Consider the following 14,467-nt stretch of genomic DNA (forward strand, 5'->3'; position numbering starts at 1 on the left):
ACTCCGCCGTAGAAAACTTCCGTCTGGTTCGGCGCGTTTCCTACCTATTAACCCCTCGAACTACGTATTCTGGCCCATGCAAACCTGGAACGATGTAATCCGGCTCGCCAACCACGGCAGCCCCGCCCCCGAAAAACGAGTAGAAAAAACCGATGCTGAGTGGCGCGCCCAACTCACGCCCGAGCAATACCACGTAACCCGCCAGCACGGCACTGAGCGGGCCTTCACGGGCGAGTACTGCGAGGCTCACGAAGCCGGCCTGTATGCCTGCGTGTGCTGCGGCACCCCGCTCTATGATTCCCGCACCAAATTTGAGTCGGGTACGGGCTGGCCCAGCTTTACTCAGCCCGTGCAGGAAAACGCCATCCGCTACAAGAAGGACACTAGCTACGGCATGACGCGCGTAGAAGTACTCTGCAACGTCTGCGATGCTCACCAGGGCCACGTCTTCCCCGACGGCCCGGCCCCCAGCGGCTTGCGCCTGTGCATCAACTCGGCGGCCGTGAAACTGATTAGCGCAAACGAAAAAGTAAGCTAGCTACTCCGGTTCATCTATACCATGAAAAAGGCCCCTCGCTCCACGCAGAGGGGCCTTTTTCGTAAATACCAAAGCTCCTGATCTAGCGCCAATGGGCCGCCAAGCAGCGCCGGTAGTGAGCCTGTTAATTTTATCCCGATTTTCGTGGCCCGCCAGCCCGAACTGAGCCGGAGCAGGCGTTGTTACTAGTCTTTCCCACCCTTTTTTCCTACCCGCCCAATGTCCCTTCTTTTCACTGACTTTGCCAGCTGGCAGGCCCATTGCGCGGCTACCGGCGAACCGCTTCACCAACCCGTTTTAGCCTACGAGGTAGAGCAGAAAGGCCGCACGGAAGAGGAAATTTGGAACGGCCTGCAGCGGGCCTACGATGTAATGCGCGACGCCGTGCACACGGGCCTTACCCAGAACATGACCTCCCGCTCGGGCATGGTAAACAACGGGGCCAAGAAGATTGCCGCCTCACCCGTAACTGTATTGTCGCCGGAGTTCAAACAACTGGTTACCCGGGCGCTGGGGGCTAAGGAGGTTAACTCGTGCATGGGCCGGGTAGTAGCGGCCCCAACGGCCGGTGCCTCCGGTATTCTGCCCGGTGTGCTCGTGACACTCCAGGATTTACACAAGCTCGAAGACCGCACCATTCTGGAAGGGTTACTAGTAGCGGCCGGTATTGCGCTGATTATCGAGCAGAATGCCTCCCTGGCTGGTGCCGTAGGAGGCTGCCAGGCCGAAACTGGTTCGGCGGCCGCCATGGGTAGTGGGGCCATTGTGTACTGCCTAGGGGCTCCGTGGAAGAAACTTTTGCCGCCGTTGCCATTACCATTCAGTGCATGCTTGGCCTGGTTTGCGACCCGGTAGCTGGCCTCGTAGAAGTGCCCTGCGTGGTGCGTAACGCCTCGGCAGCCGCCATTGCGTTCAGCTCAGCCCAAATTGCCATTGCCGGCGTCGACCCGGTGATTCCCGTGGACCAGTGCGTGGCTGCCTTAGGCGAGGTAGGCCAGAGCATGGAAACTCGCTACAAGGAAACGGCTCTGGGCGGCCTTGCCAACACCCCAAAGGCCGCGAAATTGAGAAGATGGTGCTGGTGCAGGACGTACAGATTTTGCCCGACGAAGACGCGAACTAGCAGCTTTCTAGAAGTGCACGTGAGGCCCGAACCGAGGAATGGCTACCCGCCAATAGGCAGAGTAGCCGTTCCTCGGTTCGGGCCTCACGCTTGCGTTTTAAATAGGCTTGGTTACGGGGGCCATGGTGAGCTTGGCCAGGTAGTCCACGGCACCGGCGTACTTGATTCGGAGTTGCTGGTACTGTTCCCAGGCGCCCTCCACATCGGCCTTGAGTGGGATGCCGGCCTTGCTGAGCTGCTCGCAAGCATCCTCGAAGTCCTGGCGTTCAGGGTCTTCCAAGGGTTCCTTGCCATCCACGGGAGTGGGAGCTTTGGTTTGCGCCTCAAATTTGAAAAAGCGCGACACCCGATTAATGGCCACGCAGCCCGCCTTAAAGCAGAGGGTGATGTTCGGGGCATGTGACATTTCAACTGCGCTGATGAGCAGGGCCGCGGCATCCAGAATAATAGCTGCGGCCATTACCCAGGAGCGGCCCGGCTGAGGCGAGCGGAAAAAGGAAAGCACCGGTAGGGAAGTATGAGTCTCCTCAATTTCAACAAACCATTCTTCCCAAATTTCCCACTGCTCCCGGTCGTCCTGGAGCGAGCCGCTACGGTTGAGCCAGCACAGCAGCTCCACGGCCGAAGCCTCGGTGCCCGCGCGCAGCTCCAGCCGGGCAACTACCAATTCTCGCCGCGAAAAAGCTTGGTAGATGGTAGGCAGATAGGAAATCAGCAGGGTCATTAGAAACAGGCCCAGCGTAGCTTCGGAATAGGACATGAAGCTAGCCGTAAAGCCCTCCGTGGGCTCCTCGGAGCCTAGCGTAAGCAAGGAGCTGTTGCTGAGACGGTAGCACCGTTCCAGGCTGCCTTCGTCCAGCGCCCAAAATATAATGGTGTACCCCAGACTCACGACGCCCAGCCACACAATGGGCAGGGCCACCAACCCTACTGGGGCGTACAGGGCCATTACTTTGTCGCGTTGGCTGTAGGTGCGGCCTAGCTTGGCAATGGCCGTAAACGCGCGCCGAAGTCCGGAAAACACCCAGTTGCTGAGCAGCACCGACTCGTTGCGGGGCAGCACAAACGAGCGAATAGCCGCCAGTACTGTCGTAATCACCAAGAATACTCCGGCCCCGAAAGCCAGTATCCGTAATCCCATTTCCAGCATAAAGGCTTTGTACAAAGTAAGCGGCACTGCTGCCGGTTGCTGTGTACTGGCTTCTGTATGACAGGGTTGGCAACAACTCCGCAGATTACGCTCGTACGAGCAAGCGCTGCACTAGGAAGCCGCTTACTTTCGCTCTTTCCAGAGCTGCCGGAACGTTTTGGGAGCTACTTGCACGGCGTCGCGGCGCTTGCTCCAACCCACCTCGCCCAGTAGGCGGCTGAGTACCCAGTTTTTAGCCGAAGCCGGGGCCAGGTCCCAGACCCAGCGGTGCTTCATGCCGTGCAACCACAGCGAAATAGCCCGTCGCTCCTCCTTATCGGTTAAACCCTCCTGCACGCTCTGCTGGCGGTTTCTAAGCAGAATGTTATGAATCGGAATCTTAACCGGGCACACTGAAGTGCAGGCCCCGCACAGGCTACTGGCGTAGCTCAGGTGCTTGTTTTCGGCCATGCCCGAGAGGTGGGGCGTGATAACCGAGCCGATGGGGCCGGAATAAGTAGCCTCGTAGGTGTGGCCGCCAATGTTCTTATATACCGGGCAAATGTTCAGGCACGCCCCGCACCGAATGCAGTTCAGGGCCTCGCGCTTGTCGGGCTGGGCCAGCAAGTTGGTGCGGCCGTTGTCAAGCAGAATTACGAACATTTCCTCCGGGCCGTCCTTTTCCAGGGGTTGGCGCGGGCCGGTATAAATGGTGTTGTACACTGTAACCTGCTGGCCGGTGCCGCTGGTGCTAAGTAGGGGCCAGAACAAATCTAGGTCCTGCAGCCTTGGAATCACCTTTTCAATACCCGCAATGGCAATGTGGGTTTTCGGGAAGGTAGCGGAAAGGCGGGCGTTGCCCTCGTTTTCCGTCACGCATACGGCACCGGTATCGGCCACCAGAAAGTTACCACCGGTAATGCCTACCTCGGCCGTGGTGTACTTGTCGCGGAGCAGGTGGCGGGCCGTGAGTACTAGCTTCTGCGCATCGTCGGTGTACTCAATGCCCAGGTGCTTCACGAAAATGTCGGCAATATCGAGCTTGCTCAGGTGCATGGCCGGCGTCACGATGTGGTAGGGTCGCTCCCCGTTCAGCTGCACAATAAACTCGCCCAAATCTGTCTCCACCGACTCAATACCACGCTTTTCGAGGTATTTGTTCAGGTGAATTTCCTCAGTAGTCATGCTCTTGGCCTTCACCACGGTGCGGGCCTTGCGACGCTCCATAATCTTACCCACCTCAAACAAGGCCTCCTCCGCGCTCTGGGCCCAAATAACCTTGCCGCCTTTAGCCGTGAACTTCTCCTCAAACTGCAGCAAGTACTCATCGAGACGGTTAATGACCTGGGTTTTGAGGTAGGAAGCCCGCGCCCGCGCCAGTTCGTGGTCCTGGTAGAAGCCCAACCCGGTTTGTACGGCCGCGTTGTACTTGCCAATGTTGAAGCGAATCTTGCGCCGGTGCTCCAGGTCAAAGGCCTTGCGGTCCGAATCGGTGAGAAACTGGTGGGCTTTGGTAAGGGCGAGGGGAGTGGTGGTCGTCGGGTTCATGGCAGCACAAAGTACAACAGGTTCTTAGCAAAGATAAAAACCCGCCGGGCCCCAGGAGGTTCGGCGGGTTTTTATTTTGGTTAGTAAGAAGGGAAAGAGGAAGTAAAAGTCGTCATGCAGAGGCGCAGCTGTAGTCGAAGCATCTCTACCGCTGGCTAACGTATAACGTCAGCACACGAGATTCCTCGCGGGGCTCGGAATGACGTTCTTTTTGCCCGTCACTTCCTTACCTGTCACTTTTCACCCAGTACCTCTCTACTTCTTATTCGAGTCGACGATGATGCGCTGGTCGCGGTTGGCCAGGTCCCAGGCGGTGTAGAACACCAGGCGGGCGCGCTTCTCCATTTGCGGAAACTCAATTTTGTCAACTTCATCGCCCGGGCCGTGGTAGTCATCGTGCACGCCGTTGAAGAAAAAGGCCACCGGAATACGGTGCTTGGCGAAGTTGTAGTGGTCGGAGCGGTAGTAGAAGCGGTTCGGGTCCTCGGGGTCGTTGAAGCGGAAGTCTAAGTCCATTTGGGTGTACTTCTGGTTCTGATCCAATAGCACCTGGTGGAGCTGGGAGCTAAGCTTGTCGGAGCCGATGACGTACACGTAGTCACCCTTGCCCTCGTGGTCCTTATCGGTGCGGCCCACCATGTCGGTGTTCAGGTCGACCATGGTCTTTTCCAGCGGGAAGATGGGGTGGTCAGTGTAGTACTCGGAGCCGAGCAAGCCCTTTTCCTCGCCCGTTACCGTCAGGAACAGCACGCTGCGGCGCGGACCACGGCCTTCGGCCTTGGCCTTGGTGAAGGCTTCGGCCATTTCCAGCACCGTTACCGTGCCCGAGCCGTCATCGTCAGCGCCGTTGTGCACCTCGCCATTGATAATGCCGATGTGGTCAAAGTGCGCCGACAAAACCATGATTTCGTCCTTCTTGTCGGTGCCTTCCAGGTAGCCCAGCACGTTTTCGGTGGTGAAGTCTTCCGTCTTCTTTGCGGCTTTTACCGAAATCTTGGCTGGCTTGAATGGGCCTGCCACCGGCTTGCCAGCCGTATTTACGCTAGTAGTGTACTTAGTTACGGCCGGAGCCGTGGCGCCGAGCATCTTGTAGCCTACTGCCGGCGACACAAAAAATGCCGTGGCGCGGGTCTGGCCGGGAGCGGCATCCTTGAAGGCAATGCTGGGGCGGCTGATGTAAGGCGTCATGCGCGCCGCCATCTTCTCAAAGTTGCTGTTGGGGTTAAAATCTACGAAGAAGACCGAGCGGGCACCTTTTTGGGTGGCCATCTGCAGCTTGGCCCGGTAGTCCTGGCCCCATTTGCTACCCTGCCCATCCTTGCCCAGCAGGGCAGTGCCTTTGCTGTTCTGGGGCTCACCAATCAGAACTAGCAAGTCTTTGCCTTTTACGTCGCCGAGGGCAGCGTAGTCGGAGTAGCCATCCTGCTCGATGCCGTAGCCGGCAAATACTGGCTGAATGGCCGTTTCCTGCGCGAAACCAGTGCTGCCAGCCGCGTAGAAATCTGTCAGCCACTTGTAGGTTTGACCGCCCACTTTGAGGGTAGCACCATCGGCCCAGGTGCTGCGCACCATGGTGAAGTGCTGCAGGTAAGGGTTGTCGGAGCCCTGCACCGGACCCTGCAGGCCCAGTTCCTTGAAACGGTTGGCAATGTACTCGGCGGCCATTTTCTGGCCTTTCTCACCGGTTTCGCGGCCTTCGTAGGCATCTGAAGCCAGCACAGTCAGGTGCTGGCGCAAATCGGCCTGGGTGATGCTCTCGGCGTAGGTACGAGCAAAGTCGGCGGTAGCAGCTGGGGCCGCTTGGGCAGGCGCGGTTTCGGCCGTAGCGGCGGGCGCTTCGGTTTTATTCTTGCGCTTTACCTTGACCTTGGTTTTCTCGGGCGCCTGCTGAGCTACCGCGGAGGTAGCTACGCCTGCTGCCAGCAAGAAGGCCAGAAAGGAGGTTTTCTTCATTAGAAGGAAAAGATTGGGTAGGAAAAAGTGATTTGAGGACTGGGTGGCTAAGTAGGTTGGTGCATGGGTGAGTAGTGAAAAGATACGCCATCCTGAGGTAGTAGCTGTAAGACTTTACCACGTCAGCACAACCTCGTCACAACGACTCGCTCCAGTTGAAAAGGTCCTTTGCTGAACTCAGGATGACGCTCACTAAAGCACCACCTCACTCATTCACTCAGTCACGCATCCACCACTTAGGGTTGCATGATGAGCACGGAGGCGTAAGCGGCCACACCTTCGCGGCGGCCCACAAAGCCGAGCTTTTCGGTGGTAGTGGCTTTGATGCTAATGTCGTCGGGTTCGATGCCCATCACCTCGGCCAGCACGCGCTGCATCTGGGGGATGTGCGGATTGACCTTGGGCGCTTCCAGGCAGATGGTGGAATCGATGTTGGAGATGCTGTAGCCGCGTTCCTGGAGCAAACGCACTACCTCCGAGAGCAGGCGCTTACTGTCGATGCCTTTGTACTGCGGGTCGGTATCGGGGAAATGAAAGCCGATGTCGCGCAGGTTGGCCGCGCCCAGCAGCGCGTCGCAGATGACGTGGATGAGCACGTCGGCATCGGAGTGGCCGAGGGCGCCGTGGGTGTGAGGCACCTGAATGCCGCCGAGCCAGAAAGGCAGGCCTTCCTGAAGTTGGTGAACGTCGTAGCCGAAGCCAGTCCGGATTTTCATGGGGTAGGGGAAGTAGGAAACAGGGTAGCAAGGTACGGCACCAGCGCCGTTGCGCTACGGCAAAAAAAAGCAACGGCCGGCAAAGTAAAACCGCGTTTCACCCGTCAAGCAGAAAGGGCCACTCGCTACGAGGTAAAAAGAATAGCAGAAAATTAATGGAAACTAGGGAGTCGTTAAAAGTTTCCATTGTATCTTTGCACCCGTAGTCATGGAAATCAAAGACCGAATCTTACACGCAGCCATGGGCCTCTTTACCCGCAATGGGATTAAGAGCGTGTCGATGGATGATATTGCTACCCACTTGGGTATCTCGAAAAAGACGCTTTACAAGTGGTTTGAAAACAAGGACCAGATTGTATCAGCTGTCATCAGCAACCATTTAAACGGGGTTCAGGGTGAGTGTGAAGGCATTATTGGCCATGCTCTCAATGCCGTGGACGAAATGGTACAGATGATGGATTGGGCCAAGCGGCAGTTTGCCAACGTGAATCCCACGGCCATTCATGACCTGCGCAAGTATTACCCCGCTGCCTGGAACCTGTTTCATGCCCACAAGAACAAGTACATCCTGAGTCAGATTCAGGCCAACCTGCGCCGGGGTGTAACCGAAGGCCTCTACCGTGCCGACCTCGACATTGAGGTGCTCTCGCGCCTGCGCCTGGCCCAGATCGACGTGCTGTTTGACCCCGAAATATTTCCCCACGCCCAGTTTGACCAGCCCCGCGTGCAGATAGCCTGCAACGAGCATTTTCTGCTGGGCATGGTAACGCTGAAAGGCCACAAGCTCATTAACGAGTACCGTCACGTGACGGAAGAAGAATAAGCTCTAACACCTGCTTTCCGATATGAAGAATAACCTCCGCGTTTTGTTGCTGGCCGCCGGGCCGGGGCTGCTGGCTCCGGCCAGCGCCGCGCTAGCCCAGACGCCGGCACCCCGGCCAGCCGTGGCCGGCCAGTCGGCGCCCCTGGGCGACATGGCCTTGTCTCTGCAACAGGCCGTTGACTACGCTATTAAAAATAAGTCGTCGTTGCTGGCTACGCGCCTAGGCGAACAGACGGCGCGGGCGCGGGTCGGCGAGATTAAGTCGGCGGGTTTGCCCCAGGTGAACGTGGCCGCTAACCTGGCCGACAACTTCAAGCTCCAGAAGAGCCTGGTGGATTTTGGTGCCTTCGCCGGTGGTTCAACAGCTACCCAACTAACGCCCACCGATATTGCCGCAGCCCAAGGCGGGCAAACCGTCAACCTGTCGACGGTCGTGTTGCCCTCCGAGCCCGCGCCGCCTCAGGCTTTGGCTTTCGGCCTGCAGTACGCCGGTAACACCAGTGCCTCGGTGTCGCAGCTGTTGTTCGATGGTTCTTACCTGATTGGTCTGAAAGCCGCCAAAGTGTACGAGCAGCTCGCCAAAAAGCAAACCCAGCAGGCAGAAATTGAGGTAGTGGAGCAGGTAAGCAAGGCCTACTACAGCACCTTGGTAGCCCGGGAACGGCTGCAGCTGCTAGCCCGCAACGTGCAGCGCCTCGACACAATTCTTTACCAAACGAATCAAACCTTCAAGGCTGGTTTTGCCGAGAAGCTGGACGTGCAGCGCCTGCAGGTGCAGCGCAATAACCTGGTGGTGGAGCAGCAGAAAGCGGCTCGCCTCACTGACCTGAGCGTGGCTCTGCTGAAATTCCAGATGGGCCTACCCCAGGACCAGACCGTGCAACTCACCGACTCCCTCGGAGCCGCCGTAGTAGATGCCGGTGCCCTGCGCCAGCGCCTTGGGGTAGCCAGCCCGACTACGGGTGGCGGTGTGAGTGGCCTGGCTGGCGTGCCGAGCGCCCCGGCTCCGGCCACTGGCAATACCGATGCGCAAAACCGCCAGGACCAGCAAACGGCCCTGAGTGGAGCGCGCACGGGCCAGTTGGCTGCCGCCTTCAACTACAATAACCGCATCGAATTTAGCACGCTGGAAACCCAGCAGGCACTGGCGGGTCTCGATTTGGCCAACCGCCGGGCTGGCGCCTACCCCCGTCTGCTGGCTACGGCTGCCTATGGTTTCACGGGTTCGGCTAATACTGCCGGCGACCTATTTGCCTTCCGTGGGCCCGACTCCCGGGCGGCAAATGGCTTCCCGAACCAGAACTGGTTTGGCTTCGGCAACGTGGGCCTGAGCTTGCAGATACCGGTGTTTGATGGCTTCCGCCGCAAGTACCAGGTGCAGCAGGCGCGCATTGCCCAGCAAACCATTGAGCGGGGCTTCGAAACCCTGCGCCAGAGCATTGACTTGCAGGATGCCCAGAGCCGCACTACCCTCGTGAATGCCCTGGATGTGCTGGACAACCAGAAAGCCAACTTGGAGCTGGCCGACGAGGTAGCCCGCGTATCGCGCATCAAGTTCAAAGAAGGCGTGGGTTCCAACCTAGAGGTAGTAACCGCCGAAACCTCCCTGCGCGAAGCCCAAACCAACTACTACGCCGCCCTTTACGACGTGCTGGTAGCCAAAGTGGACCGCGACAAAGCTACTGGCGAGCTGTACAACCAAGCCAAGAAATAAGCTGTTGGCTGATAGCTGCTGGCTGTTAGCTTTTTCCTCGGAACTTCTCCCTACGACTTCCTATGAACTTTTCTCTAAACAAAGCTATCAGCTATCCGCTAGTAGCTATCAGCATATTCACGGCGGCCTGCGGCGGTCAGAAAGACCCGAAAGCAGAGTTGGCCGAGCTGAAGAAAGAACAAGCCGCCAACCAGGCTAAAATTGCTGAGTTGGAAGCCAAAACTGGCGCCAAGGCCGAAGGAGCGGCTGCCCAGACCACGCCCGTATCCGTCATCAACGTAGCGCCCGAGAGCTTTAAGAGCTACCTGGAGCTGCAGGGCCGCGTTGACTTCGATCAGAACGCCACCGTAGCCGCCCGCGCCGCCGGTACCCTCACCAGCTTGCGCGTGCAGCGCGGCGACCGGGTAAGCAAAGGCCAGACCCTGGCTACCGTGGACGCCAGCATCCTCGACGCCAGCATTGCTGAGCTGCGCACCCGCATGGATTTGGCCCGCGTGGTATACGAGAAGCAGGACCGCCTCTGGAAGCAGCAAATTGGTACCGAAATTCAGTACCTGCAGGCCAAGAATAACTACCAGGCCTTGCAGCGCAACCTCAGCACTCTTAACCAGCAGCGTGCTCTGTATACCGTAGTCGCTCCGTTTGCGGGCACTGTAGATGATGTGTTGCCCAAACTGGGCGAAGCCGTAGCACCCGGCGCGCCGGTAGTAAAGCTCATCAGCAGCAGTGGCACGGGCAAAATCCTGGCGGATGTGTCGGAAGCTTACGCCTCCCGCATCAAGGCCGGCGACAAGGCCCTGGTAACCATTCCGGACCTGGGTAGTGAGGAACTGCCCGCTACCGTGCGGGTGGTGTCGAGCACCATTAACCCCACCAGCCGCACCTTCACTACTGAGCTGCGCCTAAGCGGCAACAAAGCCGGCCAGTTGCGCCCCAACATGGTGGCCAACGTCCGCATCCAGAATTACGACCGTCAGAATGCCACCGTGCTGCCCGTGGACTTGGTGCAGAAGGATGAGCAGAACAGCTACGTGCTGGTAGTCAGTGAGAAAGGTGGCAAGAAAGTGGCTGCCAAGCGCGTTATCCAGACCGGCCAGACCTACAACGGCAAGGTGGAAGTAACCAGCGGCCTGCAGGCTGGCGACCAGGTGATTTCGGCTGGCTACCAGACCCTGAACGAAGGTCAATTGGTGACGATTTAACCGGCGTCACCTCAACCGCCAAAAACCCAACAACATGCAGGACATAGAGAAAGAGTTTGGGCCGACCAGTTGGTCGATTAATAATAAAACCAGCATTTACATCATCACGGTGCTGCTGTGCGTGGCGGGGATTTTTGCCTACATCAAGCTGGGCAAAGAGAAATTCCCCGACATCGTTATTCCGCGCATCATCGTGGCCACCATTTACCCCGGCACCTCGCCGGCAGATATTGAAAACCTGGTGACGCGCCAGCTCGAAAAGGAGCTGAAAAGCGTGAACGGGGTAAAGAAAATCAACTCCACCTCCAACCAGGACTACTGCATCGTGGACATCGAGTTTAACTCGGGTGTGGACGTGCAGTACGCCAAGCAGTTGGTGAAGGACGCCGTGGACAAGGCCGCGCCCGAGTTGCCCAACGATTTGCCTTCGCCGCCCACGGTTAAGGAAATCAACATCTCGGAGCAGCCCATCATGTTCGTGAACCTGAGCGGTAACCTGCCGGCTGTACAGTTGAAAAAGTACGCCGACGACTTCCAGGATAAGATTGAGGCCCTACCCGAAATTACCCGCGTGGACATCGTCGGGGCCCTTGATCAGCAGGTGAACGTGGATGTGGACCTGAACAAGCTCCGGGCTTCACGCCTGAGCTTCTCGGATATCAGCAATGCCATTGCCCGTGAAAACGTGACCATTTCGGGCGGCTCCGTGGATGTGGGCTCTCAGAAGCGGGCCGTGCGCGTGGCCGGCCAGTACGTGCGCGCCGAGGACATTGCCGATATTCAGGTGAAGAACCTCAACGGCGCCGCCGTGCGCCTCGGCGACATTGCTACCGTGGAGGATGGCTTCAAGGATCGGGAGTCGTACGCCCGCCTCGATGGCAAGCCCGCCATTACCCTGAACGTAGTAAAGCGCCAGGGTGAAAACCTGATTGACGCTTCCGACAAGATCAAGGCCCTGGTAAAGGATGCCGAGAAAACGCTGCCTAACGAGCTGAAAGTGACCATCACGGGTGATACCTCCAATGACACTCGCGTAACCCTGCACGACCTGATTAACACTATCGTTATCGGCTTCCTGTTGGTAACGGCCATTCTGCTGTTCTTCATGGGCACCACCAACGCCATGTTCGTGGGCCTCTCGGTGCCGATTTCGATGTTCCTGGCCTTCTTGATCATTCCGGGCTTCGACTTCTCCCTGAACATGATTGTGCTCTTTGCCTTCCTGCTGGCCTTGGGCATTGTGGTGGACGACGCCATTGTGGTAATTGAAAACACCCACCGCCTCTTGCATGAGCACCCCGAGCTGACCACCGAAAAGGCCGCCAAATTTGCGGCCGGGGAAGTATTCGTGCCGGTACTGGCCGGTACGCTTACCACGGTGGCGCCCTTCGTGCCGCTGATGTTCTGGCCCGGTATTGTGGGCTCGTTCATGTACTACCTGCCCGTGACGCTCATCATTACCCTGATGTCGTCCCTGGTGGTGGCCTTCATCATGAACCCGGTATTTGCCGTGAGCTTCATGGAGCGCGAGGAGCACTTCGAGGAAGACCTGCACAGCAAACCCAAGCTGAGCAAAGGCCTCCTTATTGCCGTAGGCGTACTGGTGGTGCTGGGCGTGCTGTTCAACGTGCTGGCCTTCGGTGCTACCCCAGAGGTAGGTCCCGACGGCGAAACCAGCGGCTTGATGGGCCACTTCATCGGCAACATCTGCCTGGCCCTGGCCGGCTTCATCCTGCTCGATAAGTTTGTGCTGGTGAAGATGATTGCCTGGTTCCAGACGCGCGCTTTGCCGCGCTTCCAGAACGGCTATGCCAGTCTGGTGCGCTGGGCTATCAGCCACCCGGCCCTGGTGATGGTGGGCGTGATTGTGCTGTTCGTTGGCTCTTTTGTGGCCATTGGCATGCGCAGCCCTAAGGTGGACTTCTTCCCTAAAGGCGACCCGAAATTCATCTATACCTACCTGAAAATGCCGGTGGGTACCCGCGTAGAAATCACGGACTCCATCACCAAAGTGCTGGAAAACCGCATCTATGGCGTCGTTGGCCGCAATAACCCCGACGTAGAGTCCGTCATCAGCAACGTGGCCATTGGCGCCGGTGACCCCGGCGACGCATCCTCGTCGAGTGGTACGGCCATGTCGAACATGGGCAAAGTGGCCGTGGCCTTCAAGGAACTTAGCGACCGGACCGGACCAGCGACCGGTACCTACATGGATAAAATCCGGGAGGCAGTGAAAGGGATTCCCGGCGCCGAAATTTCCGTCGACCAGGAAGCCAGCGGCCCGCCCCAGCAGAAGCCCATTGCCATTGAGGTTATCGGCGACGATTACCCCACCCTGGCTAAGCTCAGCAAGAAAGTAACCCGCTACGTTGATTCGCTCAACATTGGTGGGGTAGAAGCCCTGCGCTCCAACTTGGAGGATCGTAACCCGGAAATTGCCGTGAACATCGACCGGACCCGGGCCAACCGGGAAGGCATCAGCACCGGCCAGATTGGTTTGGAAGTGCGCACGGCCATTTACGGCGCGGAAGCCAGCAAATTCAAAACCCCCGACGATGAGTATCCCGTGCAGGTGCGCTACGCCAAGCCCTACCGCAACGACGTGGATGCCATCATCAACTCCCCACTGACCTTCCGCGACGCTACTGGCGCCGTGCGTCAGGTGCCTATTTCGTCTATTGCCCAGGTAAGCTACGGTTCCACCTACGGCGGCATCCGGCGCAAAGACACCAAGCGCGTCATCACCATCAGCTCCAACGTGCTCAACGGCTACACCGGCCCCGACGTGGTAGCCAACATCCGCACGGCTCTGCAGTCCTTCCCCACGCCGGCAGGCTACACCATTAAAATGGGTGGGGCCGAGGAAGACCAGAAGGAAACCACCGACTTCCTGCCTATGGCTGGTCTGGGTGCTCTGGCCCTCATCTTCCTGATTCTGGTAACGCAATTTAACTCGTTTAGCAAGCCGGTTATCATCCTCTCGGAAGTGCTGTTCTCTATTGCGGGCGTGTTCTGGGGCCTGGCCATAACGGGCATGAACATCAGTATCGTTATGACCGGGGTAGGCATCATTGCCCTGGCAGGTATCGTGGTGAAAAACGGTATCCTACTCGTTGAATTCACCGACATTCTACGTAGCCAGGGGATGCCCCTGCGCGAAGCCATTGTACTGGCCGGCCGCACCCGCCTGAATCCGGTAATCCTGACGGCTACAGCCGCTACGCTGGGTTTGATTCCGCTGGCAATTGGCCTGAACATCGACTTCTACGAGCTGTTCGCTTCCGGCAACCCGCACTTCTTCATTGGAGGTGAGTCGGTCGTATTCTGGGGCCCGCTGGCCTGGACCATCATCTTCGGTCTGGTGTTTGCTACGGCTGTTACCCTGCTGGTAGTGCCGGTGATGTACCTGATGAGTGAAAGCCTGAAGCTGCGCCTCAAAAAGACCCCTGAAACCCCTGCCTCCGATGAAGAGGTAGCGGCTGCCCGCCCTCCGGTGCTGGCCGAATACTAGGGCTTCTGACGTCCTCTGCCCCGGCCCGGACTTATTACCTCGTTGCACCCAACGCGGAAGTCCGGGCCGGGGCCGATGGACCGCAGCTTTCTAGGCACATTCCCTGATTTTTCTGGTGGTGCTTGCAACCATGCAGCCGGGTCCAGGACTCCTTCGCCCGAACGGGCGGGGTAGCAGCTGACCTACCGGCCCGCTTTGTTTGCAAGCCCC

At 58.1% G+C, this 14,467-nt stretch carries 9 protein-coding genes and 1 pseudogene; 6 read left to right on the forward strand and 4 right to left on the reverse strand.

Annotated elements, in window-relative coordinates:
* The first annotated feature begins 76 nt into the window (after positions 1-76).
* Positions 77-538: a peptide-methionine (R)-S-oxide reductase MsrB gene (gene msrB, locus MUN84_RS13670; RefSeq protein WP_244694572.1), complete on the forward strand. Its 462-nt coding sequence runs from the start codon at positions 77-79 to the stop codon at positions 536-538.
* A 219-nt stretch (positions 539-757) separates the two neighbouring features.
* Positions 758-1,661 (forward strand): annotated as a pseudogene (gene sdaAA / locus MUN84_RS13675) (L-serine ammonia-lyase, iron-sulfur-dependent, subunit alpha).
* 97 nt (positions 1,662-1,758) lie between these two features.
* Here sdaAA and MUN84_RS13680 read toward each other — a convergent pair.
* The 4 genes from MUN84_RS13680 to ispF all read right to left on the reverse strand — a co-directional run bounded on the left by MUN84_RS13680 (position 1,759) and on the right by ispF (position 7,007).
* Entirely contained in the window at positions 1,759-2,838 is a 1,080-nt protein-coding gene (locus tag MUN84_RS13680) for a hypothetical protein (RefSeq protein ID WP_244694573.1), read from the reverse strand.
* 96 nt (positions 2,839-2,934) lie between these two features.
* Positions 2,935-4,338, reverse strand: a complete 1,404-nt coding sequence (locus tag MUN84_RS13685; RefSeq protein WP_244694574.1) for a LutB/LldF family L-lactate oxidation iron-sulfur protein — start codon at positions 4,336-4,338, stop codon at positions 2,935-2,937.
* A gap of 255 nt (positions 4,339-4,593) precedes the next feature.
* Positions 4,594-6,291 carry a M28 family peptidase gene (locus tag MUN84_RS13690; RefSeq protein ID WP_244694575.1) on the reverse strand — a complete coding sequence of 566 codons (1,698 nt, stop codon included), beginning with the start codon at positions 6,289-6,291 and terminating at the stop codon, positions 4,594-4,596.
* A gap of 236 nt (positions 6,292-6,527) precedes the next feature.
* On the reverse strand, positions 6,528-7,007 hold the full coding sequence (gene ispF, locus MUN84_RS13695) for a 2-C-methyl-D-erythritol 2,4-cyclodiphosphate synthase (RefSeq protein ID WP_244694576.1): 480 nt from the start codon (positions 7,005-7,007) through the stop codon (positions 6,528-6,530).
* Positions 7,008-7,215: 208 nt separating this feature from the next.
* On the opposite strand from ispF, the gene MUN84_RS13700 reads away from it, so the two are divergent.
* The 4 genes from MUN84_RS13700 (at position 7,216) to MUN84_RS13715 (ending at position 14,257) form a co-directional block, all read left to right on the forward strand.
* Positions 7,216-7,830: a TetR/AcrR family transcriptional regulator gene (locus MUN84_RS13700; protein WP_244694577.1), complete on the forward strand. Its 615-nt coding sequence runs from the start codon at positions 7,216-7,218 to the stop codon at positions 7,828-7,830.
* A gap of 22 nt (positions 7,831-7,852) precedes the next feature.
* Entirely contained in the window at positions 7,853-9,544 is a 1,692-nt protein-coding gene (locus MUN84_RS13705) for a TolC family protein (protein WP_244694578.1), read from the forward strand.
* A gap of 62 nt (positions 9,545-9,606) precedes the next feature.
* Complete coding sequence (locus MUN84_RS13710; RefSeq protein WP_244694579.1) at positions 9,607-10,746, forward strand: efflux RND transporter periplasmic adaptor subunit; 1,140 nt, start codon at positions 9,607-9,609, stop codon at positions 10,744-10,746.
* Positions 10,747-10,780: 34 nt separating this feature from the next.
* Positions 10,781-14,257 (forward strand): efflux RND transporter permease subunit, encoded by a 3,477-nt coding sequence (locus tag MUN84_RS13715; RefSeq protein ID WP_244694580.1) that lies wholly within the window; start codon positions 10,781-10,783, stop codon positions 14,255-14,257.
* The last annotated feature ends 210 nt before the right edge of the window (positions 14,258-14,467 follow it).

Origin of the sequence: Hymenobacter sp. 5516J-16, from assembly GCF_022919335.1 — a bacterium.
Lineage (GTDB): Bacteria > Bacteroidota > Bacteroidia > Cytophagales > Hymenobacteraceae > Hymenobacter > Hymenobacter sublimis.